Here is a 23,695-nt window from a genome sequence, read left to right on the forward strand (position 1 = left end):
GACCTTAAGTAGGGCGGCAGTTCGGGCGTGATCCAGGTATTCCTGAGTGACTTCCCGGTACAAAAAATGTACAGCCTGCCAAGCAAAGCAAAATCGTTGAATAAAGGGTTTTTGAATCGGCCCGCCAGCCCTTCAGCTGTCGAAGGCGTTGCGTAGCCAGTTCATGTCGGGTGTCGAGCTGTCGATGGCAATAACGTCAAACCTGCAAGGGTTATTGGCCCACCGGGATTCTTGCTGCAAAAAGGTTTGAGCGGCCAGAATCAACTTTTGTCGCTTGCGCGCATCGATGCTGGCCAAGGCTCCGCCCCACTGCGCATGTTGCCGGTAACGAACTTCGACGAATACTACTGTATCGCCGTCGAGCATGACCAGATCCAGCTCCCCGCGCTTGCATAGCCAATTGTGTGCCAGCAAGCGTAATCCGTGCTGCTCAAGATGCCGTTGCGCCAGGCGCTCGGCATCTTTGCCTGTTTGTTGGCGTGAGCGCTGGGGCATCAGTGTTGAGTGTCTGGCAGATTTTGAACCTGGCCATTGACGAATTCAGCCCAAGGCAGCTGGCGTTCGATCCGTTGGCTCTGGCTCATGCTCAGACTGCCTGACAGGCCGTCAATGCGGCTGTCTGGTAGTGCTTTCAACTGACCCAGGCTGGGTGTCAGGCGATAGGCGTCAACGCCCATTGCATACAGACGTCCCAGGCTGCCGCCTGCTTGTGGCCATTGGGCAGCTACTTGCTGACGCAAAGGGTTGGACGGGTTTAGCAGCCAAGGTGTTTCGCAAAAGCGGATGCCATTCATGTCGTTGTATTGGTTCTGATCGCCACTGGCGCTGAAGACGTGAGACGTGGCGTACACAGGCAGGTCACCTGCATATTGGTAGTTGAGCGTAGGTTTGATCTGCTGTGCCTGTTGCGGGGTCGCGGCCAGGAAAATGAATTCCATGTCCTGACGGCGGGAAGGATCGCTTGAGTTGCCGCTTTTGCGCAGTTGCACCAGGTCAGCCACTTGCTGGGCCAGTGCGACAGGCTTGTCGATGTGCTCGACTCCAACGATGGTGCCGCCATTGGCTTCCCATTCTTGACGGAAAGCTTTGAGTACGCGGTTGCCCCACTCACCTTGCGGCACCATGGCGCCTGCGCGTGTCAGGCCGTCTGCTCGGGCGCGACGTGCAACCTCACGGGCCTCATCTTCAGCGGCCAGGCCGAATTGGAAGAGTTGCGGTGGTGTTTGCGACGCCTCGCTGTAATTGAGTGCGAGGGTGGTAATAGGAAGTTGTGAACGCGCACTCAGTTGTTTGACCAGTGGCTTCTCCAGCGGGCCGACGACCAGTTGAACGCCGTCAGCCTGGGCTTTGCTGTAGAAACTGTCGAGTGAGCCAATGCGCGAGCTGTCATAGAACAGAATCTCGGGCGGGTTCTGACCGGCTTGCTGGGCCTGGTAGTGGGCTGCCACGAAACCGTCGCGCAATGCCTTGCTTACCGAAGCCAGTTGCCCTTCCTGAGGCAACAGCAGGGCGATTTTGCTCAAGGGTTGGTTGGCCAGTTCTTTGAGCTTGACCAGCGGGGTCGGAAGTTGGATGGCTGCAGGGTGCGCCGGGTTTTGAGCGCGCCATTGATCGATTGCGTTTTGCTGGTCTGCCAGTGTGCCTGCGCTTTTAACGGCGAGGGCAAGTGACATCCAGCCGCCCAGCACGTCGTTGCTTTGGGGTTGCAACTGATCGGCGGGCAGTGCTGCCACCAGTGACCAAATTGCATCGTTGTTGCTGTTGGCGGCATCACCGGTCAGCAGTTGGCTCATTGCCGCGCGTTCGCGAGCTGCTGCCAGTGTCTGGCCGTCCTCTTCCAGTGCGCGAGCGTGGACGGTGTGGCTGCGTACCTGCAAATCGGCAGGCATTTCATTGAGTCGCGCGACGCTTGGATGGCTCAGGGCGACCAGCGCTTCTTTGGTTTGTTTGCGGCTCATGGCCAGCTCGGCAGACAGCGTGCTGGCAAATACTTGCTGGGCAGGTTTGAGTTGCTCCAGCGTAACCTGTGCCAGGATCTGCTGGGCTCGATCAAAGTTATGCTGTTTATAAGCCAGGTCGGCAGCAGACAGTCTCAGCAGCGCAGCCTGTTCCGGGTTCTGGCTCTGCGCTGCCTGCTGGAGCAACTGCTCAAGGCTGGCATCAGGCGTGCGTGGAAGTTCGCCAAGGCTAGAGGAGGGCGAGCTGGCACAAGCCGCCAACAGGGCAGCGAGGCAGAGGGCAGTGAACAGCCGCAGGCAAGCGATCATGTAGTGTTCCTGATACTCGATCAAATAAGGGGGCGAAGTGTACCCAAGCGCTGGCCGGGGTGCGATGTTACAGACCATAAAGCCTAAATTTAGATGACTTCAGGCGTCTGTGGCGGACAATCTTTTCCGTATATGTCTTTTCTGTCATGCCTCAAAGGTGCTGCGAGCAAGGCTCTACGCGCTACAATGGCGCCTTTAACTCTTTTGAGGTGTGCGTTTTGACTGCTCCAGGTGTTGTGAATTCCGTTGTTGGCTCACTTTATGTGGTGGCCACGCCCATCGGTAACCTGGACGATATCAGTGCGCGGGCGCTCAAAGTATTGCGTGATGTCTCGCTTATTGCAGCGGAAGACACGCGCCATTCGCTACGTCTGATGCAGCATTTCGGTATTTCGACGCCGCTGGGTGCGTGTCACGAACACAACGAGCGCGATGAAGGTAGTCGCTTCATTCAGCGGTTGCTGGCAGGCGAAGACGTCGCGCTGATCTCGGATGCCGGAACGCCGTTGATTTCTGATCCGGGCTATCACCTCGTTCGCCAGGCGCGTGCTGCAGGCATTCCTGTCGTCCCCGTGCCAGGAGCCTGCGCCCTGATTGCGGCTTTATCGGCTGCCGGGCTGCCTTCTGATCGCTTCATCTTCGAAGGCTTCCTGCCTGCCAAGGCGGTTGGCCGTCGGACGCGACTTGAACGGCTTAAAGAAGAACCGCGGACCTTGATTTTTTATGAAGCGCCACATCGCATTCTTGAGTGTCTGCAAGATATGGAACTGGTGTTTGGTCCGGATCGTCCGGCGTTATTGGCCCGTGAACTGACCAAGACCTTCGAGACGCTCAAGGGTTTGCCATTGGCTGAGCTGCGTGAGTTCGTCGAAAGTGACAGCAATCAGCAGCGCGGAGAGTGTGTCGTGTTGGTGGCTGGTTGGACCGCCCCTGAAAGCGAAGAGGCAATCAGCAGCGAAGCCATGCGTATTCTTGATCTCTTGCTCAAGGAAATGCCCCTCAAACGTGCGGCAGCGTTGGCCGCTGAAATTACCGGTGAGCGCAAGAACGTGCTCTATCAAGTGGCACTTGAGAAGCAAAAAGTGAATTGAAAGCCCGGTGTGTTCGGTCGGCCATAGCGTGTTTTTGATGTTCTGCCGGCGCGCGCGCCGTTTTCTGATCGGCGGCTGTGCGCCTTTTACGGCTTTTAAAGCTTGTCCTATACGCTTTGTGCCGTTAATCTTCGCGGCGGAGAGTCGATTGGACAGTCGCTGCCTTCTATGAAAATTAGGGGGGGGAGGAAAGTCCGGGCTCCATAGGGCGAAGTGCCAGGTAATGCCTGGGAGGCGTGAGCCTACGGAAAGTGCCACAGAAAATAACCGCCTAAGCGCTTCGGCGCCGGTAAGGGTGAAAAGGTGCGGTAAGAGCGCACCGCACGTCTGGCAACAGTTCGTGGCTAGGTAAACCCCACTTGGAGCAAGACCAAATAGGGTTCCAAGGCGTGGCCCGCGCTGGAACCGGGTAGGTTGCTAAAGATGTCCAGTGATGGCCATCGTAGACGAATGACTGTTCACGACAGAACCCGGCTTACAGATCGACTCTCCACCTTTTTTCCTGCTTGCACTGCGAGCAGTTGGCAATATTCAAGACCCGCTCTAACCCCCTCGCTTCAAACACACGATAATTTCACGAAGTAATGACAAAAAGTTCTTAGTCTTAACAAACTACTTTAAGTTTGAAGTCCAGAGCTTTGAGTTCATTGGCTATCACTCGTCAAATATTCCTTCGCCTTGCTGCTGTACGTCTATTTACCCACCTAAATCTCAGTTCTGTAAGGGTTTTCCTTCGGGTCGCGCCTTGACGGTGTGGTGGGCGCATTCCTATAGTGTGCGCAAGTGGCGAAAAGTGGCATAAAGTGGGTTTTCTAGACGTAAAACGCTAATATTTGGAGAAACGCAGCCGTGTTTCGTGGAGCCAATGCAATCAGTCTCGATGCAAAGGGCCGTCTCGCAATGCCGAGCCGGTACCGTGACGAGTTGATTTCGCGTAGCTCCGGGCAGCTGATTGTGACCATTGATGCGGTAGATCCCTGCTTATGTGTGTACCCGCTCGATGAGTGGGAATTGATAGAAACCAAGCTGCGGGCATTGCCTTCGTTGCGTGAAGAGAACCGCCGGCTGCAACGCTTGCTGATTGGTAATGCCGTCGACCTTGAGCTCGATGGCAGTGGTCGTTTTCTGGTGCCGCCGCGCTTGCGTGAATATGCCAAGTTGGAAAAACGCGCGATGTTGGTGGGCCAGCTGAACAAGTTTCAACTGTGGGACGAGGATGCCTGGGAAGCTGTTTCTGCCGCTGACCTTGCAGCTATTCAACAACCGGGCGCGATGCCTGACGAACTGCGTGATTTAATTCTGTGACTATAGATAGCGGCTTCAACCACATCACCGTACTGCTCGACGAAGCCGTAGAGGTTCTCGCCGTACGTCCTGATGGATGCTATCTGGATGGCACCTTCGGTCGCGGCGGACATAGCCGTTTGATACTCCAGAAGCTCGGTCCGCAGGGACGCCTGCTCGGGTTTGATAAAGATCCACAAGCGATTGCCACAGGGCAAGCGCTGGCGGCCGAAGACGGCCGCTTTGTCATTGTGCAGCGCAGCTTTGCCGAGATGGGCGCTGAGGTGGCTGAGCGTGGGCTGGCTGGCAAAGTCAGCGGCGTTTTGCTGGATTTGGGTGTGTCCTCGCCTCAACTCGATGACCCGCAGCGTGGTTTCAGCTTCATGAACGACGGTCCGCTGGATATGCGTATGGACCCTTCGCAAGGTGTAAGCGCTGCCGAATTCGTGAACACGGCGACCCGTGAAGAAATAGCCCGCGTTTTCAAAGAATATGGCGAAGAGCGTCACGCCTGGCGTATGGCGGGTGCAGTGGTCGATCGGCGTGAAAGCAAGCCGTTCGAGCGCACGGCTGATCTTGCTGAAGTCCTGAAAGTGGCTAACCCTGCGTGGGAAAAGGGCAAGAACCCGGCAACCCGCACGTTCCAGGGCTTGCGCATTCACGTCAATAACGAACTGGGTGATCTGGAAGCGGGCCTTGAGGCCGCTTTGGAATCGCTGGAAATCGGCGGCCGTCTGGTCGTCATCAGTTTCCACTCCCTGGAAGACCGCATCGTCAAGCAGTTCATGCGCAAGCTGGTTAAGGGCGAGTCAGACAACCTGCCTCGCGACCTGCCCATTCAGCACGTTGCTTTTGTTCCTAAAATCAAAATTCATGGCAAGGCCCTGACGGCCTCCGATGCAGAGCTAAAAGCCAACCCGCGCTCACGCAGTGCTGTCATGCGCGTTGCGGAGAAGCTTCGTTGAACAAGCTCTTTGCCAAGCCACTTCCCGGCGGAAGCTTCTTCATGCTGCTGTTGTTTATTGGCGTGCTGGTTTCGGCTGTCGGCGTTTCATACAGCGCGCACTGGAACCGGCAACTGCTCAACACCCTGTACGGCGAATTGAGTGTGCGTGATAAAGCGCAGGCCGAATGGGGCCGCCTGATCCTTGAGCAAAGTACGTGGACGGCCCACAGCCGTATTGAAACCCTGGCCAGCGAACAGCTGAAGATGCGCATTCCTGGCGCAGCAGAAGTTCGGATGGTGGCGCCATGATCAAACTCGAAGGCGCACTCTTCCCGTGGCGTTTTCGCTTGGTGCTGGCTTTGCTGGCACTGCTGGTAGGCGCGATCGCTTGCCAGATCATCTACCTGCAAGTGATCGACCATGACTTCCTTAAAGGTCAGGGCGACGCGCGCAGCGTTCGCCATATTCCGATTCCTGCTCACCGTGGCCTGATTACCGACCGCAATGGCGAGCCGTTGGCGGTCAGTACACCTGTAACCACCTTGTGGGCCAACGCCAAGGAAATGCAGGTTGCCAAAGATCGCTGGCCGGCTCTGGCCCAAGCGCTGGGCCAGGATCCAAAGGTCCTGACGGCGCGTCTTGAGCAGCAAGCCAACAAAGAATTTATCTACCTGGTGCGCGGCTTGACCCCGGAGCAGGGCCAGGCCGTTCTCGACCTGAAGGTGCCAGGTGTTTATGGCATTGAAGAGTTCCGTCGTTTCTACCCGGCGGGTGAAGTGACAGCCCACATGGTCGGCTTTACAGATATCGACGATAAAGGCCGGGAAGGCGTTGAACTGGCTTACGACGAGTGGCTGGCGGGCGTTGCGGGCAAGCGTCAGGTCATCAAGGACCGACGCGGGCGACTGATCAAAGACGTGCAAGTGACCAAAAACGCCAAGGCAGGGAAGACCTTGGCGTTGTCGATTGACCTGCGCCTCCAATACCTGGCTAACCGGGAGCTGCGCAACGCGCTGGTCGAAAACGGTGCCAAGGCAGGCAGCCTTGTGATCATGGACGTAAAAACCGGCGAGATTCTGGCCATGGTCAATCAGCCTACGTACAACCCGAACAATCGTCGCAACCTGCAACCGGCAATGATGCGTAACCGCGCCATGATCGACGTGTTCGAGCCGGGTTCGACGGTGAAGCCGATTTCCATGAGTGCTGCGTTGGAAACCGGTCGCTGGAAACCGACCGACAAGGTTGAGGTTTATCCCGGTACGTTGCAGCTCGGCAAATACACCATTCGTGACGTATCGCGTACCGAAGGGCCGATTCTCGACCTGACGGGCATCCTGATCAACTCCAGTAACGTGGGCATGAGTAAAGTCGCGTTCGATATCGGCGGTGAGGCGATTTTCCGTCAGATGGCGAAAATGGGCCTGGGGCAAGACACCGGGCTCGGCTTTCCCGGCGAGCGTGTAGGCAACCTGCCGAACTACCGCGAATGGCGCAAAGCCGAAACCGCCACGCTGTCTTATGGCTACGGTGTGTCGGTGACAGCGATTCAGCTGGTGCATGCGTTCTCGGCACTGGCCAACAACGGCAAACTGGCGCCCCTGACACTGCTTAAAACCGACAAACCGGTTCAGTCCACCCAAGTGATGCCCGAACAAGTTGCAAAAACAGTGCAGGGCATGCTGCAGGAAGTGATCGAAAACCCCCGTGGTGTGTGGCGTGCCAAAGTGCCGGCTTACCATGTGGGCGGCAAATCAGGGACGGCGCGCAAGACTTCGTCTGGCGGCGTCAAAGGCTACGCCGTGAACTCCTATCGCTCGTTGTTTGCAGGCTTCGGCCCAATGAACGACCCGCGTTACGCCATCGTGGTGGTGATCGACGAGCCGAGCAAAGCCGGTTACTTCGGTGGTCTGGTATCGGCGCCGGTATTCAGCAAGGTTATGTCCGGCACCCTGCGCCTGATGAACGTCACGCCCGATAACCTGCCGACTGCGGCAGAGCAACAAGCAGCGGCGGCCGCTGCGGCAGCCAAAGGAGGGCGCGGCTAATGTCCTTGAGCCTGAACAAAATTTTTCCGCACGCCGGTCACGATTTGTTGATCCGCGAGTTGACCCTTGATAGCCGTAACGTGCGTGCGGGCGACCTGTTCCTTGCCGTGCCGGGCGGCAAGCTCGATGGTCGCGAACACATCGCTGATGCCTTGAGCCGAGGCGCGGCCGCTGTTGCTTATGAAGTGGATGGCGCTTCCGTACTGCCCATCACCTCCGTGCCTTTAATTCCGGTCAAAGGCCTTGCTGCGCAGTTGTCGGACATCGCCGGGCGCTTTTATGGCGAGCCGAGCCATCACCTCAATCTGGTGGGTGTCACTGGCACCAATGGTAAAACCAGCGTTACTCAACTGGTGGCGCAAGCGCTTGATTTGTTAGGCCAGCACTGCGGCATCGTCGGCACGTTAGGCACCGGCTTTTATGGCGCGCTGCAGAGCGGACGCCACACCACGCCCGATCCGATTGCCGTGCAGGCCATGCTGGCGGACCTGAAAAAAGCCGGTGCGAAAGCGGTGGCAATGGAAGTCTCCTCCCATGGTCTGGATCAGGGGCGGGTCAGTGCATTGGCATTTGATGTGGCAGTCCTCACTAACCTGTCGCGCGATCATCTGGACTACCACGGCACGATGCAGGCATATGCGCAGGCCAAGGCCCGGCTGTTTGCATGGTCTACCCTGCGCTGCCGGGTACTGAATCTGGATGATGCGTTTGGTCGCGAGCTTGCCGCTGAACAGCACGACTCCCGCCTGATCAGCTATAGCCTCGAAGACAGCAGTGCCTCTTTGTATTGTTTCGACGCAACGTTTGACGATGACGGCGTGCGTGCCACGGTGAGAACGGCTCAAGGTGAGCACCTGCTGCGCAGTGCGTTGCTCGGTCGTTTTAACCTGAGCAACGTATTGGCCGCCATTGGTGCCTTGATGGGGCTGGATTACCCGCTGGATGAAATTTTAAACGTGCTGCCAAAGCTGGAAGGTCCGGTCGGTCGCATGCAGCGTTTGGGCGGCGGTTCCAAGCCGTTGGTCGTGGTTGATTACGCGCATACCCCTGACGCGCTGGAAAAAGTTCTGCTGGCCCTGCGTCCTCATGCCAAAGGCCAATTGCAGTGCCTGTTTGGCTGCGGCGGTGATCGCGATCGCGGTAAGCGCCCGCTGATGGCTGAGGTGGTGGAGCGTTTGGCTGACACCGTACTGGTCACCGACGACAACCCGCGCACTGAAGACCCTGCGCAGATTTTCGCTGATATCCGCACCGGTTTTGCCGACGACTCCAACGTCACCTTCGTTGCCGGGCGTGGCAAAGCCATTGCGCAGATCATTGCCCGCGCCAATGCAGATGACGTAATCGTCCTGGCGGGTAAAGGGCACGAGGACTATCAGGAAATCAACGGCGAACGCCATGCTTTCTCCGATCTGGTCGAAGCCGAAAGTGCCTTGCTCGCCTGGGAGGCCGACCATGCTTAAGCCTTTGTTGTTGAGCGAAGTCAGCACAGCCCTCGCGGGGCATCTGCTTAACGCGGATGCAACCTTTAAGGGTGTCAGCATCGACAGCCGTGCGATTACCAAGGGGCAATTGTTCATTGCCCTGACAGGCCCGCGTTTTGACGGGCATGACTACTTGAACGAAGTGGCGGCCAAGGGCGCTGTTGCCGCGCTGGTCGAGCGGGAAGTGCCTGAGTCGGTCTTGCCCCAATTGATCGTCAAAGACACCCGCGTTGCGTTGGGCCAACTGGGTGCGCTGAATCGCGCTGGCTATGACAAGCCGGTGGCTGCGATTACAGGTTCCAGCGGCAAAACCACGGTCAAGGAAATGCTCGCATGCATCCTGCGCACGCGCGGGCCCGTATGGGCAACCAAAGGTAATTTGAATAACGACCTCGGTGTGCCATTGACCCTCATGGAGCTGGCGCCCGAGCATACAGCCGCCGTGATTGAGCTGGGCGCGTCGCGTCTGGGTGAAATCGCGTACACCGTCGGTCTCACGCGCCCGCACGTGGCGGTGCTGAACAACGCAGGCACTGCGCATGTCGGTGAATTTGGCGGCCCGGAAAAAATCGTCGAAGCCAAAGGTGAAATCATCGAAGGGCTGGCGGCTGATGGCGTTGCTGTGCTCAATCTGGATGACAAGGCATTTGGTATCTGGAAGGCCCGGGCCGGTGAGCGCAAGGTCCTGACGTTCGCTCTGAGCAATGTTCAAGCGGATTTTCATGCCAGCCAATTGACCCGTGATGCCCGGGGTTGCCCGGGGTTCATGTTGCACAGCCCGGCGGGCGTGGAACACGTTCAGCTCAACCTGTTGGGCAGTCATAACGTGGCCAATGCCCTGGCCGCAGCGGCGGCGGCTCATGCGCTGGGCGTCTCGCTGTTTGGCATCGTTTCTGGCTTGAACGCGGTGCAACCGGTCAAGGGGCGGGCTGTGGCTCAACTGACCCCGTCCGGGCTACGAATTATTGATGACACTTACAACGCAAACCCCACCTCAATGTGCGCTGCCGTTGATATACTCGCCGCCTTTTCCGGCCGCACCGTCCTGGTGCTCGGAGATATTGGCGAGCTGGGTGAGTGGGCGGAGCAAGGACATCGTGAAGTAGGCGCTTATGCCGCCGACAAGGTTTCAGCGCTCTATGCGGTGGGGCCGATGATGGCTCATGCCGTCGCTGCATTTGGACACCAGGCTCGTCACTTCGCCAATCAGGCTGACCTGATCAAGGCGCTTCGCGCTGAGCACGAAACAAACACCACTATTTTGATCAAGGGCTCGCGTAGCGCTGCGATGGAAAACGTCGTTGCGGCGCTGTGCGGTTCCAGCGGGGAGAAACATTAATGCTGCTGCTGCTAGCGGAGTATCTGCAACAGTTCTACAAGGGCTTCGCGGTCTTCCAGTACTTGTCCCTGCGGGGAATTCTCGGGGTACTGACCGCGCTGTCTTTGTCACTGTGCCTCGGGCCGTGGATGATCCGCACCCTGCAAAACCGTCAAATCGGCCAATCTGTGCGTAACGACGGTCCGCAATCGCACTTGTCAAAATCCGGCACCCCCACCATGGGCGGCGCATTGATTCTGTCCGCCATCACCATCAGCACCCTGCTGTGGGCAGACCTGAGCAACCGTTATGTGTGGGTGGTGATGCTGGTCACCCTGCTGTTCGGTGCCATCGGCTGGGTCGATGACTACCGCAAAGTGATCGAGAAAAACTCCCGCGGCCTTCCGAGCCGCTGGAAGTATTTCTGGCAATCGGTGTTCGGCCTGGGCGCCGCGATCTTCCTGTACATGACAGCACCGAGCGCGGTCGAAACCACCCTGATCCTGCCGATCCTCAAAGATGCCAGCATTCCGTTGGGCATTGGCTTCGTGGTGCTGACCTACTTCGTGATTGTGGGCTCAAGCAACGCAGTCAACCTGACTGACGGCCTCGATGGCCTGGCAATCATGCCGACGGTGATGGTGGGTGGGGCGCTGGGCATCTTCTGCTACCTGTCGGGCAACGTGAAGTTTGCCGACTACCTGCTGATCCCTTACGTGCCGGGTGCCGGCGAATTGATCGTCTTCTGCGGTGCGTTGATCGGCGCCGGTCTTGGGTTTCTGTGGTTCAACACATACCCGGCCCAAGTCTTCATGGGCGACGTCGGCGCGCTGGCGCTGGGCGCCGCGTTGGGCACCATCGCGGTCATCGTGCGTCAGGAAATCGTGCTGTTCATCATGGGGGGCGTGTTCGTGATGGAAACACTTTCCGTGGTGATCCAGGTCGCGTCTTTCAAGCTGACCGGCAAGCGTGTGTTCCGTATGGCGCCCATTCATCACCACTTTGAACTCAAGGGCTGGCCCGAGCCGCGTGTGATCGTCCGTTTCTGGATCATCACCGTGATTCTTGTGTTGATCGGCCTTGCCACATTGAAGCTGAGGTAGAACCTGTGTCTCTGATCGCTTCTGACCACTTCCGCATCGTTGTCGGCCTCGGCAAGAGCGGCATGTCCCTGGTGCGCTTCCTGGCGCGTCAGGGCGTGTCGTTTGCCGTCGCCGACACGCGGGAAAACCCACCGGAGCTGGCCACGCTGCGCCGTGACTACCCGCAAGTGGAAGTGCGTTGTGGCGAGCTGGATGTCGAGTTTCTGTGCCGTGCCGACGAGCTGTATGTAAGCCCGGGCCTGGCGCTGGCTACCCCGGCTTTGCAAGCAGCGGCTGCCCGCGGCGTGAAGCTGTCGGGTGACATTGACCTGTTCGCGCGTAACGCGAAAGCGCCCATCGTTGCAATCAGCGGTTCCAACGCCAAGAGCACCGTAACGACACTGGTTGGCGAGATGGCAGTGGCGGCAGGCAAGCGTGTGGCGGTCGGGGGCAACCTCGGCATGCCCGCACTCGACCTGCTCAGCGACGACGTTGAGTTGTACGTGATGGAACTGTCGAGCTTCCAGCTTGAAACCACCCATCAGTTGGGCGCTGAAGTGGCCACCGTGCTCAACGTCAGCGAAGACCACATGGACCGTTACAGTGGCTTGCCCGCGTATCACTTGGCCAAGCACCGGATCTTCCGGGGGGCCCGCCAAGTGGTGGTCAATCGTCAGGACGCGCTGACCCGCCCACTGATGAGTGACGGCCTGCCGTGCTGGACATTCGGTCTTGGCGCACCGGATTTCAAAGCGTTCGGCTTGCGTGAAGAAAACGGCGAAAAATACCTCGCCTTTGAATTTCAAAACCTCATGCCCGTGCGTGAGCTGAAAGTGCGCGGTGCCCACAATCAGGCCAACGCCCTGGCTGCTCTGGCGCTGGGCCATGCGGTGGGGTTGCCGTTCGACGCGATGCTGTCGAGCTTGCGCACTTTCACCGGCCTTGAGCATCGCTGCCAGTGGGTTCGCGAGCTGGACGGCGTGAGTTACTACAACGATTCCAAAGCGACCAACGTAGGCGCGGCATTGGCCGCCATCGACGGTCTGGGCATGGACATGGACGGCAAGCTCGTCCTGATCGCCGGGGGGGACGGCAAAGGCGCCGATTTTAGCGGTCTGCGTGATTCCGTGACGCGTCACTGCCGTGCCGTGGTACTGATCGGCCGGGATGCCGACCTGATTGCCGACGCACTGGGCGATGCTGTGCCTCAAGTACGCGCCGCTTCGCTGGATGAGGCCATTGCCCAATGCCGCGCGCTGGCCCAGCCCGGTGATGCTGTCTTGCTATCGCCCGCCTGCGCCAGTTTCGACATGTTCAAAAACTACGAAGAGCGCGGCCAGTTGTTCGCCCGTGCAGTGGGGGCCCTGGCATGATCTTCGGCGTCCTCAAACCCTATCCTTCACCGCTGATCACGGGCCGTGGCATTGACCTCGACTTCCCGCTGCTCGCCGGTTGCCTGGCCTTGCTGGGCCTGGGTCTGGTGATGATCACCTCGGCATCGTCCGAAGTGGCCGCGTTGCAATCGGGCAACACGCTCTACCACATGATTCGCCACCTGTTTTACATTGTGATTGGTCTGGGCGCCTGCATCCTGACGATGATGGTCCCGATTGCGACTTGGCAGCGGTGGGGCTGGATGTTGTTGGTCGGAGCATTTGGCCTGTTGGTCATGGTGCTGTTGCCCGGCATTGGGCGTGAGGTCAACGGCTCGATGCGCTGGATCGGGTTCAGTTTTTTCAACGTTCAGCCGTCTGAAATTGCCAAGGTCTTCGTGGTGATTTACCTGGCCGGTTACCTGGTGCGCCGCCAGAAAGAAGTCCGCGAAAGCTGGATGGGCTTTTTCAAACCGTTCATCGTGTTGCTGCCCATGGCGGGCCTGTTGCTGATGGAGCCCGACTTCGGCGCCACTGTCGTGATGATGGGGGCGGCGGCTGCCATGTTGTTTCTGGGCGGGGTTGGGCTTTTCCGCTTTGCCCTGATGGTGGCACTCGCGGTAGGTGCGGTGTTTGTGCTGGTTCAGGCGCAACCCTACCGGATGGCACGTTTGATCACCTTTACCGACCCCTGGTCTGACCAGTTCGGTTCGGGCTATCAGTTAACTCAGGCGCTGATCGCGTTTGGTCGTGGGGAGTGGTTCGGCGTCGGTCTGGGCAACAGCGTTCAGAAACAGTTCTACCTGCCCGAAGCCCATACCGACTTCGTGTTCTCCGTGCTGGCCGAAGAGCTGGGCGTGGTGGGTTCGCTCCTCACCGTGGCCCTGTTCGTGTTTGTCTGTGTGCGCGGGATGTACATCGGAATGTGGGCCGAGCGCGCCAAGCAATATTTCGCGGCCTACATGGCGTACGGCTTGTCCTTCCTGTGGATCGGTCAATTCCTGATCAACATCGGGGTGAACGTGGGCTTGCTGCCTACCAAAGGGCTGACTCTACCGTTCCTCAGTTATGGCGGCAGTTCGTTGGTGATTTGCTGCGTGTGCATGGGGTTGTTGCTGCGCATTGAGTGGGAGAGTCGTACCCACTTGGGCAGTGAAGACACCGAGTTTAAAGAAAGCGATTTCGCAGAGGAGCCGAACCATGGGCGCTAATGTGCTGATCATGGCAGGCGGCACCGGCGGACACGTGTTCCCGGCTTTGGCCTGTGCGCGCGAATTTGAAGCCCGTGGTTACACCGTGCACTGGCTTGGTACACCGCGCGGTATCGAAAACGAACTGGTTGAACCCGCCGGTTTCACCTTGCACCGGATCAACGTCACCGGCCTGCGGGGCAAGAGCAAACTGTCGTTGCTCAAGGCGCCCTTCGTATTGCTCAAGGCGTTGATGCAGGCGCGCGCAATCATTCGTCAGCTCAAGCCCGTGTGCGTGCTGGGTTTTGGCGGGTACGTGACTGGCCCCGGCGGTTTAGCCGCCAAAACCTGTGGCGTTCCGGTGATCATCCATGAGCAAAACGCCGTGGCCGGCACCGCTAACCGCCTGCTATTGCCGATGACGCAGCGCGTGCTCGAAGCCTTCCCGGAGACCTTTGAGCCCTCAGACAAACGCCGCACCACCGGCAACCCGGTGCGCGCCGAACTGTTTTCTCTGGCGCCACGCACGCCTTTGCACGGTCGCAAGGCACGTTTGCTGGTGTTGGGCGGTAGCCTTGGGGCCGAGCCGCTGAACAAGTTGCTGCCTGAAGCGCTGGCCCAAGTGCCGGCCGAGGTGCGTCCTGAAGTGTTTCATCAGGCCGGCAAGCAACACGACCAGATTACCGCCGAGCGCTACACCGCGGTTGGCGTTGAGGCTCAAGTACAGCCTTTCATTAAAGACATGGCCCACGCTTATGGCTGGGCCGACCTGGTGGTTTGTCGCGCAGGCGCGCTGACCGTCAGTGAACTGGCTGCGGCCGGTCTGCCTTCGCTGTTGGTGCCTTTGCCCCACGCGATTGACGACCATCAGAGCCGTAATGCCGACTTTTTGGCCCGGGAAGGCGCGGCTTTCCTGATGCCACAAGCGACGACTGGCGCAGCCGATCTGGCTGCACGCCTGACAGAGGTTTTGATGCAACCGGAACGACTGAACAGCATGGCGACCAATGCTCGCCGCTTGGCCAAACCTGATGCGACCCGCAACGTTGTCGATATCTGCCTGGAGGTGGCCAATGGTTGAGAATCAAAAAGCCATGCCACAACCGGAAATGCGCCGTATCCGTCGCATCCACTTTGTCGGTATCGGCGGCGTGGGCATGTGCGGGATCGCTGAAGTGTTGCTGAACCTGGGTTATCAGGTGTCGGGCTCTGACCTGAATGCATCGCCTGTCACCGAACGCCTTGAGTCGTTCGGTGCGCACATTTATATCGGCCACCGCGCCGAAAACGCCGCCAACGCCGATGTGTTGGTGGTGTCGAGTGCCGTCAATACCTCGAACCCGGAAGTGGCCAGCGCGCTTGAGCGTCGCATTCCGGTCGTGCCGCGTGCCGAGATGCTGGCTGAACTGATGCGCTATCGTCACGGGATTGCCGTGGCCGGTACGCACGGCAAAACCACCACCACCAGCCTGTTGGCCTCTGTGTTTGCCGCCGGTGGATTGGACCCGACATTTGTGATTGGTGGTCGGCTGAATGCAGCAGGCACCAATGCACAACTGGGCACCAGCCGTTACCTGATTGCCGAAGCTGACGAGAGCGATGCCAGCTTCCTGCATCTGCAACCGCTGGTAGCTGTGGTCACTAACATCGACGCTGACCACATGGCGACCTATGAAGGCGACTTCAACAAACTGAAGAAAACCTTCGTCGAATTCCTGCACAACTTGCCGTTCTATGGCCTGGCCGTGCTGTGCCTGGACGATCCGGTGGTGCGTGAAATCCTGCCGCTGGTCAAGCGTCCGACCGTGACCTATGGCTTCAGCGAAAACGCTGACGTGCGTGCAATCAATGTACGCCAGCAAGGCATGCAAACATTCTTCACCGTGCTGCGCCCTGACCGTGAGCCGCTGGATGTGTCGGTCAACATGCCGGGCAACCACAACGTGCTCAATGCGTTGGCGACCATCTGCATTGCCAGCGATGAAGGCATCAGCGATGACGCCATCGTTCAAGGTCTGTCGGGCTTCCAGGGTGTGGGCCGTCGCTTCCAAGTGTATGGCGAGCTGCCAGTCGACGGCGGCAGCGTGATGCTGGTTGACGACTATGGCCACCACCCGACTGAAGTCGCCGCCGTGATCAAAGCCGTACGGGGTGGCTGGCCTGAGCGTCGTCTGGTGATGGTCTACCAGCCGCACCGTTTCAGTCGCACCCGCGATCTGTATGACGACTTTGTGCAGGTGCTGGCCGATGCCAACGTGCTGTTGCTGATGGAAGTCTACCCGGCGGGCGAAGAACCGATCCCGGGTGCTGACAGCCGCCAGTTGTGCCACAGCATCCGCCAACGCGGCCAGTTGGACCCGATCTACATTGAGCGCGGCGTTGAGCTGGCGCCGATCGTCAAGCCGCTGTTGCGTGCGGGCGACATCCTGCTGTGTCAGGGGGCTGGTGATATCGGTCGTCTGGCGCCGCAACTCATTAAAAGTCCGTTGTTTGCCGGTGCTACCGTGGCAGCCAGCGAAGGAAAGTTGAAATGACTGCAGCCTACGCCAACCTGTTTTCGACCATTGCCCCCGCAGACTTCGGCCGCGTAGCGGTGCTGTTCGGCGGCAAAAGCGCTGAGCGTGAAGTGTCGCTCAAGTCTGGCAATGCGGTCTTGAATGCACTGCAAAGCGCCGGCGTGGATGCGTTCGGCATTGATGTGGGCGATGACTTCATCACCCGTATCACCCGCGAAAAAATTGACCGTGCGTTCATCATTCTGCACGGCCGTGGCGGTGAAGACGGCAGCATGCAGGGCCTGCTGGAATGCCTTGGCATTCCTTACACCGGCAGCGGCATCCTGGCGTCAGCCTTGGCAATGGACAAGTTGCGCACCAAACAGGTGTGGCACAGCCTGGGTATTCCGACCCCGCGCCATGCCGTATTGAGCACTGAAGCCGATTGTATTTCTGCGGCGAAGGAACTGTGCTTCCCTTTGATCGTCAAACCGGCCCATGAAGGTTCAAGTATCGGTATGGCCAAAGTGAACAGCGTTGACGAGTTGATCAGCGCATGGGCCGACGCCAGCAAGTACGATTCGCAAGTGTTGGTTGAACAATGGATCTCGGGTCCTGAGTTCACCATCGCCACCCTGCGTGACCAGGTGTTGCCTCCGATTGCCCTGGGCACCCCGCATACGTTCTACGACTACGACGCCAAATACGTGGCCAACGATACCCAGTATCGCGTGCCATGCGGTCTCGATAGCGCCAAGGAGCAAGAGCTCATGGACCTCACGGCAAAAGCCTGTGAGGCGATCGGTATTGCCGGTTGGGGCCGTCTGGATGTCATGCAGGACGCCGATGGCCAGTTCTGGCTGCTGGAAGTCAACACCGCGCCGGGCATGACCGATCACAGCCTGGTGCCGATGGCGGCCAAGGCTGCCGGTCTCGATTTTCAACAGTTGGTGCTGTCGATTTTGGCAGCCAGTGTAGAGCGGCGAGGTTAAGTCCATGCAAGGCGCCCAGCATCGCCAGCCGCCCCTCGCTCCCGGCCGCAAGCCGGTGCCGCGTGGCGCGAGCCGAATGGTGGCGAAAGAGCCGATGTCGGCGCGCCTGCCAAAAGCCAATTTCGGCTTTTTGAAAGCGCTGTTCTGGCCGGTGTTGCTGGTGGCGTTGGGTTTCGGCACTTACGAGGGTGCGCAACGGCTCATGCCTTACGCAGACCGGCCGATTACTAATGTCAACGTGCAGGGCGACCTGACCTACATCAGCCAGCAAGCCGTGCAACAGCGCATCGCACCTTACATTGCCGCGAGCTTTTTCACGGTCGACCTGGAAGCCATGCGCACCGAACTGGAACAGATGCCATGGATTGCTCACGCCGAAGTACGGCGGGTCTGGCCGGATCAAGTGGTGATCCGTCTTGAAGAACAATTGCCGGTTGCACGGTGGGGCGATGAAGCACTGCTGAACAACCAGGGGCAAGCCTTCACCCCGCGTGAACTGGCCAATTACGAACATTTGCCGCAGCTGTTCGGCCCTCAACGGGCTCAGCAGCAAGTGATGCAGCAGTATCAGGTATTGAGCCAGATGCTGCGTCCGATGGGCTTCTCCATAGCCCGGCTGGAACTGCGTGAACGCGGTAGCTGGTTCCTGACCACAGGGGCGGGCAGTGCAGGGCCAGGTATCGAGCTGCTGTTGGGACGCGATCACCTGGTAGAGAAAATGCGTCGCTTCATAGCCATCTATGAAAAAACGCTGAAAGAACAGATTACGAACATAGCGCGCATTGATTTGCGTTATGCCAACGGATTGGCCGTCGGCTGGCGGGAACCTGTGGCACCCACGATAGCCCAACCCGCTGTCGCGAAGAATTAAGAAGAGGCAGGACCCATGGCAAATGTGCAAAGCGGCAAAATGATCGTCGGCCTGGATATCGGCACCTCCAAGGTGGTTGCGCTGGTAGGCGAAGTCGCGGCCGACGGCCAACTCGAAATCGTTGGTATCGGCACCCATCCATCCCGTGGCCTGAAGAAGGGCGTGGTGGTGAACATCGAATCCACTGTGCAATCGATCCAGCGCGCAGTGGAAGAAGCGCAGTTGATGGCCGGTTGCCGTATTCACTCGGCGTTTGTCGGCGTGGCAGGCAATCACATTCGCAGCCTGAACTCCCACGGCATCGTGGCGATCCGCGACCGTGAAGTCAGTTCGGCCGACCTTGAGCGCGTGCTCGATGCTGCCCAGGCAGTGGCCATTCCGGCAGACCAGCGGGTGCTGCACACCTTGCCGCAGGACTACGTAATCGATAACCAGGAAGGCGTGCGTGAGCCACTGGGCATGTCGGGCGTACGTCTGGAAGCCAAGGTGCACGTGGTGACATGTGCCGTGAATGCTGCGCAAAACATTGAGAAGTGCGTGCGCCGCTGTGGCCTTGAGGTGGATGACATCATCCTTGAGCAACTGGCGTCGGCCTACTCGGTACTCACCGATGATGAAAAAGAGCTGGGCGTTTGCCTGGTCGACATCGGCGGCGGCACCACTGACATCGCGATTTTCACCGAAGGTGCGATCCGTCATACCGCGGTGATCCCGATTGCCGGCGATCAAGTGACCAACGATATCGCAATGGCGTTGCGCACCCCGACCCAGTACGCCGAAGAAATCAAGATTCGCTACGCCTGCGCGCTGGCCAAGCTGGCAGGCGCCGGTGAAACCATCAAAGTGCCAAGCGTGGGTGATCGTCCACCGCGCGAGCTGTCGCGCCAGGCCCTGGCCGAAGTGGTCGAGCCTCGTTACGAAGAGCTGTTCAGCCTGATCCAGGCCGAGCTGCGCCGCAGCGGTTACGAAGATTTGATCCCTGCGGGCATCGTCCTGACAGGAGGCACCTCGAAGATGGAAGGCGCGGTCGAACTGGCCGAAGAAATCTTCCACATGCCTGTGCGTCTTGGTGTGCCACACAGTTTTAAAGGGTTGGCCGATGTTGTGCGTAACCCGATTTACTCCACGGCTGTGGGCTTGCTGCAATACGGGCTGCAAAAACAGTCCGATGGCATTTCTCTGTCGGGATTAGGCAACCGCGACAGTTACAGCAGTGAAGAACAGAAAGCCCCTGTCCTTGAGCGCCTTAAGCGCTGGGTACAGGGCAATTTCTAAGCAACAAACGATTTACCAGCAGTAGAAGTAGGCGAAAAAAACTAGAGAAGGTAAGGAGAGGGAAAATGTTCGAACTCGTAGACAACATCCCGCAAAGCCCGGTAATCAAGGTTATCGGTGTTGGTGGTGGCGGTGGCAATGCTGTTAACCACATGGTTAAGAGCAACATCGAAGGCGTGGAATTCATCTGCGCCAACACGGACGCCCAAGCGCTGAAGAGCATTGGTGCCCGTACCATCCTGCAATTGGGCACTGGCGTGACCAAGGGCCTGGGTGCCGGCGCGAACCCCGAGGTTGGCCGTCAGGCTGCTCTTGAGGACCGCGAGCGCATCGCTGAAGTGCTGCAGGGCACCAACATGGTGTTCATCACCACGGGCATGGGCGGCGGAACCGGTACCGGTGCTGCACCGATCATTGCCGAAGTGGCCAAGGAAATGGGGATCCTCACCGTTGCGGTAGTGACCCGTCCGTTCCCGTTCGAAGGTCGCAAGCGCATGCAGATCGCTGACGAAGGTATTCGTCTGCTGTCTGAAAGCGTCGATTCGTTGATCACGATTCCGAACGAAAAACTGCTCACCATTCTCGGTAAAGACGCCAGCCTGCTGTCGGCTTTCGCCAAGGCCGATGATGTACTGGCCGGTGCCGTTCGCGGTATCTCCGACATCATCAAGCGTCCGGGCATGATCAACGTCGACTTTGCCGACGTGCGCACCGTGATGAGCGAAATGGGCATGGCGATGATGGGCACTGGCTGCGCCAGCGGTCCTAACCGTGCGCGTGAAGCCACTGAAGCGGCGATCCGCAACCCGTTGCTCGAAGACGTGAACCTGGAAGGCGCGCGCGGCATCCTGGTGAACATCACTGCCGGTCCTGACCTGTCGTTGGGTGAATACTCCGACGTGGGCAGCATCATCGAAGCTTTCGCTTCCGAACACGCGATGGTCAAGGTCGGCACCGTAATCGATCCGGACATGCGCGACGAACTGCACGTGACCGTGGTTGCAACCGGTCTGGGCGCGAAAATCGAGAAGCCGGTCAAGGTGATCGACAACACGGTACAGGCGTCGTACGCCGCTTCTTCGGCTCAGGCCGCAGCCGCGCGTCAGGACGTTCGTCAGGAAACCCGTCAGGAGCTGCCATCGGTTAACTACCGTGACCTCGACCGTCCGACCGTGATGCGTAATCAGGCCCAGCAAGGCGCGACAACCGCTGCCAAGCTCAATCCTCAAGACGATCTGGATTACCTGGACATCCCGGCTTTCCTGCGTCGACAGGCTGATTAATGAAATCAATCAGGGGGATTAAGGTGATTGGTGTTCAGCAAAGGCTCGGTCTGCTATTATCGCCAGCCTTTGTTGATACCAGTTCGCAATTTGCGCTGAAGCGGCCAATGCCATGATTAAACAACGCACCCTGAAAAATATTATCCGTGCCACAGGTGTCGGCCTGCACTCCGGTGAGAAGGTCTACCTGACCCTCAAGCCTGCGCCTGTGGACACCGGCATCGTGTTTTGTCGTGCAGACCTTGACCCTGTGGTGCAGATTCCTGCTCGCGCGGAAAACGTCGGCGAGACAACCATGTCGACCACGTTGGTCAACGGCGATACCAAAGTAGACACGGTAGAGCACTTGCTCTCGGCCATGGCTGGCCTGGGGATCGATAACGCCTACGTCGAACTCTCCGCGTCTGAAGTCCCTATCATGGACGGTAGCGCTGGACCTTTCGTATTTTTGATTCAATCTGCCGGCCTGGAAGAACAGGACGCGCCGAAGAAATTCATCCGTATCCTGCGTGAAGTGACCGTTGAAGATGGCGACAAACGCGCCACTTTTGTCCCTTTCGAAGGCTTCAAGGTGACTTTCGAGATCGATTTCGATCACCCGGTTTTCCGTAATCGCACACAAAGTGCAAGCGTGGATTTCTCAAGCACTTCGTTTGTAAAAGAAGTCAGCCGCGCCCGTACCTTTGGCTTCATGAGTGACATCGAGTACCTGCGCAAGCACAACCTCGCACTCGGTGGCAGTGTGGAAAACGCGATCGTTGTCGACGCGGACGGTGTACTGAACGAAGACGGTCTTCGCTATGAAGATGAATTCGTGAAGCACAAGATCCTCGACGCCATTGGCGACCTCTACCTGTTGGGCAATAGCCTGATCGGCGAGTTCAAGGGCTTCAAGTCTGGCCATGCATTGAACAACCAGCTGCTTCGCAAGCTGATTGAGCAGAAAGATGCGTGGGAAGTCGTGACCTTTGAAGATGCCAGCACTGCACCGATTTCGTACATGCGTCCGGTTGCGGCAGTTTAAGTAAAACTTCTTTCTCTAGTTTTTGAAGGCCGCCCTCGGGTGGCCTTTTTTTATGGCCCCAAAGGGTGCGAGGGGCTAAGCGACGTTTTGCTCGTGTTGCTGCTCACTGACGCTGACAACCCTGTTTCTACCGCTGTGCTTGGCTTCATACAGCGCTGTATCCGCTTTGCGCACCAGCTCTTGCAGCGTGTCACCGGCTCTCACCTGACGGGTATAAGTGCCCAAACTGATGGTCACTGAGGCGCCTCCATCAGTAATCGGCGCCATCCCTTCCACCGCTTTGCGTATCCCTTCGGCAATTTGCCGGGCGCCGCGCGTGTCCGTGTCCACCAGCAACACCGCAAACTCCTCTCCGCCATAACGCGCTGCCAGATCGGAGGGGCGCCGTACCTGTGATTTGATCCGCTGGGCGACTTTGCGGATGACCTCGTCACCGGCCTGATGCCCGTAGGTGTCGTTGAACGCCTTGAAGTGATCAATGTCCATCATGATCAGCGAAATACAGCGACCTCCGCGTTGCGCCCGCCGCTATTCCTGGGCTAACCGCGCATCCAGCGTCCGACGATTGGCCAAGGTGGTGAGGGGATCAGTGGTGGCCAGCCCTTCGAGTTCGGTTTCAACATGCTGACGCAAGCGCATTTCACGGTTCAGCATCCAGGTCATCCAGATCAGAGACAGGCATAGCAGCGCAGCAAAGCTACCCACCACCCAGGTGGTCATGCGCCAGCCCTCAAAGATGCTGTCTGTAGACAAAGCCACGACGACAACCAAGGGTAAATTGCGAACCCGTGAAAAACTGTACAAGCGCTCTACGCCATAGATGTGCGAGGTTGCGATGAAACTGCCCTCGGTCTCGTCGAGAAATCGCTGGATGCCGGGCAGGCAACCGACGTAGGTGCCAAAAAGGGGGCGGATAGTCACGGGGTACTGGGTTATCAGCGTCCCGTCACTGCTCATCAGATTGATAGTGTCATCCGGGCTCAGCTCAAGACTCTGAAACAGCTCATAGAAGTATTCCAGCCTCATTTGTGCAACCCCGACCCCCAAAAAGGTGCCATCAGGCGCACTGATACGGCGACTGAACGCGATGTTCCAGTCATCCACATCGGGGCCAGTCTTGAAGGGAGGGCTGATAAAGAGCGCATCGCGTGAGCCATGACGGTGAGCGCTAAAGTACGCTTGATCGCTAAGGTCAGCAGGTGACGCAATGGCGGTGCGCGAGTCGGCGACTAAAATGCCGTTGGCATTGAGGATGAAAAAACCATCGTCCGAGGGAGCGTCCAGCGCTCTGCTAAACAGGAGCTGGTGCTGAATATCCGCAGGCAGCGTGTTCAGCTCGGCGCTTTGCCAGGTTTTAATCATCCCGTTCAGCACGTCGTCATAAAGGCGCATGACTTCGCTGATGTTGCGATCAACCAATTGCACGATGTTGGTGGCTGAGCGCGTCGCCTGTTTTTTGTCGTCGATGTAATCATGGTGAATAAAAAAACCGATGATGCTCAAAATCGCCATGATCGACAGGCTGGCGAAGGTCATGAGCAGGCGTTGGCTCACGATGTGTTGCTCAGAGGCAGGCCGGGTGTTCATGAGCGCACAATAAGTACGGCTCGCCAAATTTCAAGGTCTTTGAGTTGAAAAAAATGACCCCATAACCAGCGTGCGGGCTGATTGG

At 58.3% G+C, this 23,695-nt stretch carries 20 protein-coding genes, 1 other RNA gene and 1 pseudogene; 18 read left to right on the forward strand and 4 right to left on the reverse strand.

The annotated features are described in order from the left end of the window. Positions 1 to 132: 132 nt before the first annotated feature. On the reverse strand, positions 133 to 495 hold the full coding sequence (locus TU74_RS00285; protein ID WP_047273771.1) for a YraN family protein: 363 nt from the start codon (positions 493 to 495) through the stop codon (positions 133 to 135). Then, entirely contained in the window at positions 495 to 2,267 is a 1,773-nt protein-coding gene (locus TU74_RS00290; protein WP_048374476.1) for a penicillin-binding protein activator, read from the reverse strand. Before TU74_RS00290 ends, TU74_RS00285 begins: the two co-directional genes overlap by 1 nt. Before the next feature lie 218 nt (positions 2,268 to 2,485). On the opposite strand from TU74_RS00290, the gene rsmI reads away from it, so the two are divergent. The 18 genes from rsmI to lpxC all read left to right on the forward strand — a co-directional run bounded on the left by rsmI (position 2,486) and on the right by lpxC (position 22,023). Continuing rightward, positions 2,486 to 3,358: a 16S rRNA (cytidine(1402)-2'-O)-methyltransferase gene (rsmI, locus tag TU74_RS00295; RefSeq protein WP_047273773.1), complete on the forward strand. Its 873-nt coding sequence runs from the start codon at positions 2,486 to 2,488 to the stop codon at positions 3,356 to 3,358. 140 nt (positions 3,359 to 3,498) lie between these two features. After that, an RNA gene (gene rnpB / locus TU74_RS23030) (RNase P RNA component class A) lies at positions 3,499 to 3,852 on the forward strand. A gap of 355 nt (positions 3,853 to 4,207) precedes the next feature. Continuing rightward, a complete protein-coding gene (mraZ, locus tag TU74_RS00300) occupies positions 4,208 to 4,663 on the forward strand; it encodes a division/cell wall cluster transcriptional repressor MraZ (RefSeq protein WP_047273774.1) in 456 nt (151 codons plus the stop codon). Beyond that, positions 4,660 to 5,607 (forward strand): 16S rRNA (cytosine(1402)-N(4))-methyltransferase RsmH, encoded by a 948-nt coding sequence (gene rsmH, locus TU74_RS00305; RefSeq protein ID WP_048374478.1) that lies wholly within the window; start codon positions 4,660 to 4,662, stop codon positions 5,605 to 5,607. Before mraZ ends, rsmH begins: the two co-directional genes overlap by 4 nt. Continuing rightward, positions 5,604 to 5,897, forward strand: coding sequence for a cell division protein FtsL (gene ftsL / locus TU74_RS00310; RefSeq protein WP_019823808.1), 294 nt, complete (start codon positions 5,604 to 5,606; stop codon positions 5,895 to 5,897). Before rsmH ends, ftsL begins: the two co-directional genes overlap by 4 nt. Next, positions 5,894 to 7,636, forward strand: coding sequence for a peptidoglycan D,D-transpeptidase FtsI family protein (locus TU74_RS00315; protein WP_048374480.1), 1,743 nt, complete (start codon positions 5,894 to 5,896; stop codon positions 7,634 to 7,636). Before ftsL ends, TU74_RS00315 begins: the two co-directional genes overlap by 4 nt. Next, positions 7,636 to 9,099, forward strand: coding sequence for a UDP-N-acetylmuramoyl-L-alanyl-D-glutamate--2,6-diaminopimelate ligase (locus TU74_RS00320; protein ID WP_048374482.1), 1,464 nt, complete (start codon positions 7,636 to 7,638; stop codon positions 9,097 to 9,099). The genes TU74_RS00315 and TU74_RS00320 overlap by 1 nt, the downstream gene beginning before the upstream one ends. Next, positions 9,092 to 10,459, forward strand: coding sequence for a UDP-N-acetylmuramoyl-tripeptide--D-alanyl-D-alanine ligase (locus TU74_RS00325; RefSeq protein WP_048374484.1), 1,368 nt, complete (start codon positions 9,092 to 9,094; stop codon positions 10,457 to 10,459). The genes TU74_RS00320 and TU74_RS00325 overlap by 8 nt, the downstream gene beginning before the upstream one ends. Beyond that, on the forward strand, positions 10,459 to 11,541 hold the full coding sequence (gene mraY / locus TU74_RS00330; RefSeq protein WP_047273782.1) for a phospho-N-acetylmuramoyl-pentapeptide-transferase: 1,083 nt from the start codon (positions 10,459 to 10,461) through the stop codon (positions 11,539 to 11,541). The genes TU74_RS00325 and mraY overlap by 1 nt, the downstream gene beginning before the upstream one ends. A 5-nt stretch (positions 11,542 to 11,546) precedes the next feature. Beyond that, positions 11,547 to 12,893: a UDP-N-acetylmuramoyl-L-alanine--D-glutamate ligase gene (gene murD, locus TU74_RS00335; protein WP_048374486.1), complete on the forward strand. Its 1,347-nt coding sequence runs from the start codon at positions 11,547 to 11,549 to the stop codon at positions 12,891 to 12,893. Further along, the gene (gene ftsW / locus TU74_RS00340; RefSeq protein ID WP_169838967.1) at positions 12,893 to 14,104 is read left to right on the forward strand and encodes a putative lipid II flippase FtsW; all 1,212 of its coding nucleotides are present in this window, start codon (positions 12,893 to 12,895) and stop codon (positions 14,102 to 14,104) included. Before murD ends, ftsW begins: the two co-directional genes overlap by 1 nt. Continuing rightward, the gene (murG, locus tag TU74_RS00345; RefSeq protein WP_047278894.1) at positions 14,094 to 15,164 is read left to right on the forward strand and encodes an undecaprenyldiphospho-muramoylpentapeptide beta-N-acetylglucosaminyltransferase; all 1,071 of its coding nucleotides are present in this window, start codon (positions 14,094 to 14,096) and stop codon (positions 15,162 to 15,164) included. The genes ftsW and murG overlap by 11 nt, the downstream gene beginning before the upstream one ends. Further along, the gene (murC, locus tag TU74_RS00350; protein WP_047273787.1) at positions 15,157 to 16,617 is read left to right on the forward strand and encodes a UDP-N-acetylmuramate--L-alanine ligase; all 1,461 of its coding nucleotides are present in this window, start codon (positions 15,157 to 15,159) and stop codon (positions 16,615 to 16,617) included. The genes murG and murC overlap by 8 nt, the downstream gene beginning before the upstream one ends. Beyond that, positions 16,614 to 17,570 carry a D-alanine--D-alanine ligase gene (locus tag TU74_RS00355; RefSeq protein ID WP_047278892.1) on the forward strand — a complete coding sequence of 319 codons (957 nt, stop codon included), beginning with the start codon at positions 16,614 to 16,616 and terminating at the stop codon, positions 17,568 to 17,570. Before murC ends, TU74_RS00355 begins: the two co-directional genes overlap by 4 nt. Before the next feature lie 4 nt (positions 17,571 to 17,574). After that, on the forward strand, positions 17,575 to 18,441 hold the full coding sequence (locus TU74_RS00360; protein WP_047278891.1) for a cell division protein FtsQ/DivIB: 867 nt from the start codon (positions 17,575 to 17,577) through the stop codon (positions 18,439 to 18,441). Positions 18,442 to 18,456: 15 nt separating this feature from the next. Continuing rightward, positions 18,457 to 19,716 carry a cell division protein FtsA gene (gene ftsA / locus TU74_RS00365; protein ID WP_047273790.1) on the forward strand — a complete coding sequence of 420 codons (1,260 nt, stop codon included), beginning with the start codon at positions 18,457 to 18,459 and terminating at the stop codon, positions 19,714 to 19,716. A 65-nt stretch (positions 19,717 to 19,781) separates the two neighbouring features. Further along, positions 19,782 to 20,999, forward strand: coding sequence for a cell division protein FtsZ (gene ftsZ, locus TU74_RS00370; protein ID WP_047273791.1), 1,218 nt, complete (start codon positions 19,782 to 19,784; stop codon positions 20,997 to 20,999). Positions 21,000 to 21,111: 112 nt separating this feature from the next. Continuing rightward, a complete protein-coding gene (lpxC, locus tag TU74_RS00375) occupies positions 21,112 to 22,023 on the forward strand; it encodes a UDP-3-O-acyl-N-acetylglucosamine deacetylase (RefSeq protein WP_047273792.1) in 912 nt (303 codons plus the stop codon). Between the two features lie 75 nt (positions 22,024 to 22,098). Here lpxC and TU74_RS24605 read toward each other — a convergent pair. Together TU74_RS24605 and TU74_RS00380 are read right to left on the reverse strand one after the other, a co-directional pair. Continuing rightward, positions 22,099 to 22,536 (reverse strand): annotated as a pseudogene (locus TU74_RS24605) (GGDEF domain-containing protein); the annotation flags it as partial. Between the two features lie 15 nt (positions 22,537 to 22,551). After that, positions 22,552 to 23,610, reverse strand: a complete 1,059-nt coding sequence (locus TU74_RS00380; protein ID WP_053069944.1) for a cache domain-containing protein — start codon at positions 23,608 to 23,610, stop codon at positions 22,552 to 22,554. Between the last annotated feature and the right edge of the window lie 85 nt (positions 23,611 to 23,695).

The organism is Pseudomonas lundensis (genome assembly GCF_001042985.1).
Lineage (GTDB): Bacteria > Pseudomonadota > Gammaproteobacteria > Pseudomonadales > Pseudomonadaceae > Aquipseudomonas > Aquipseudomonas lundensis.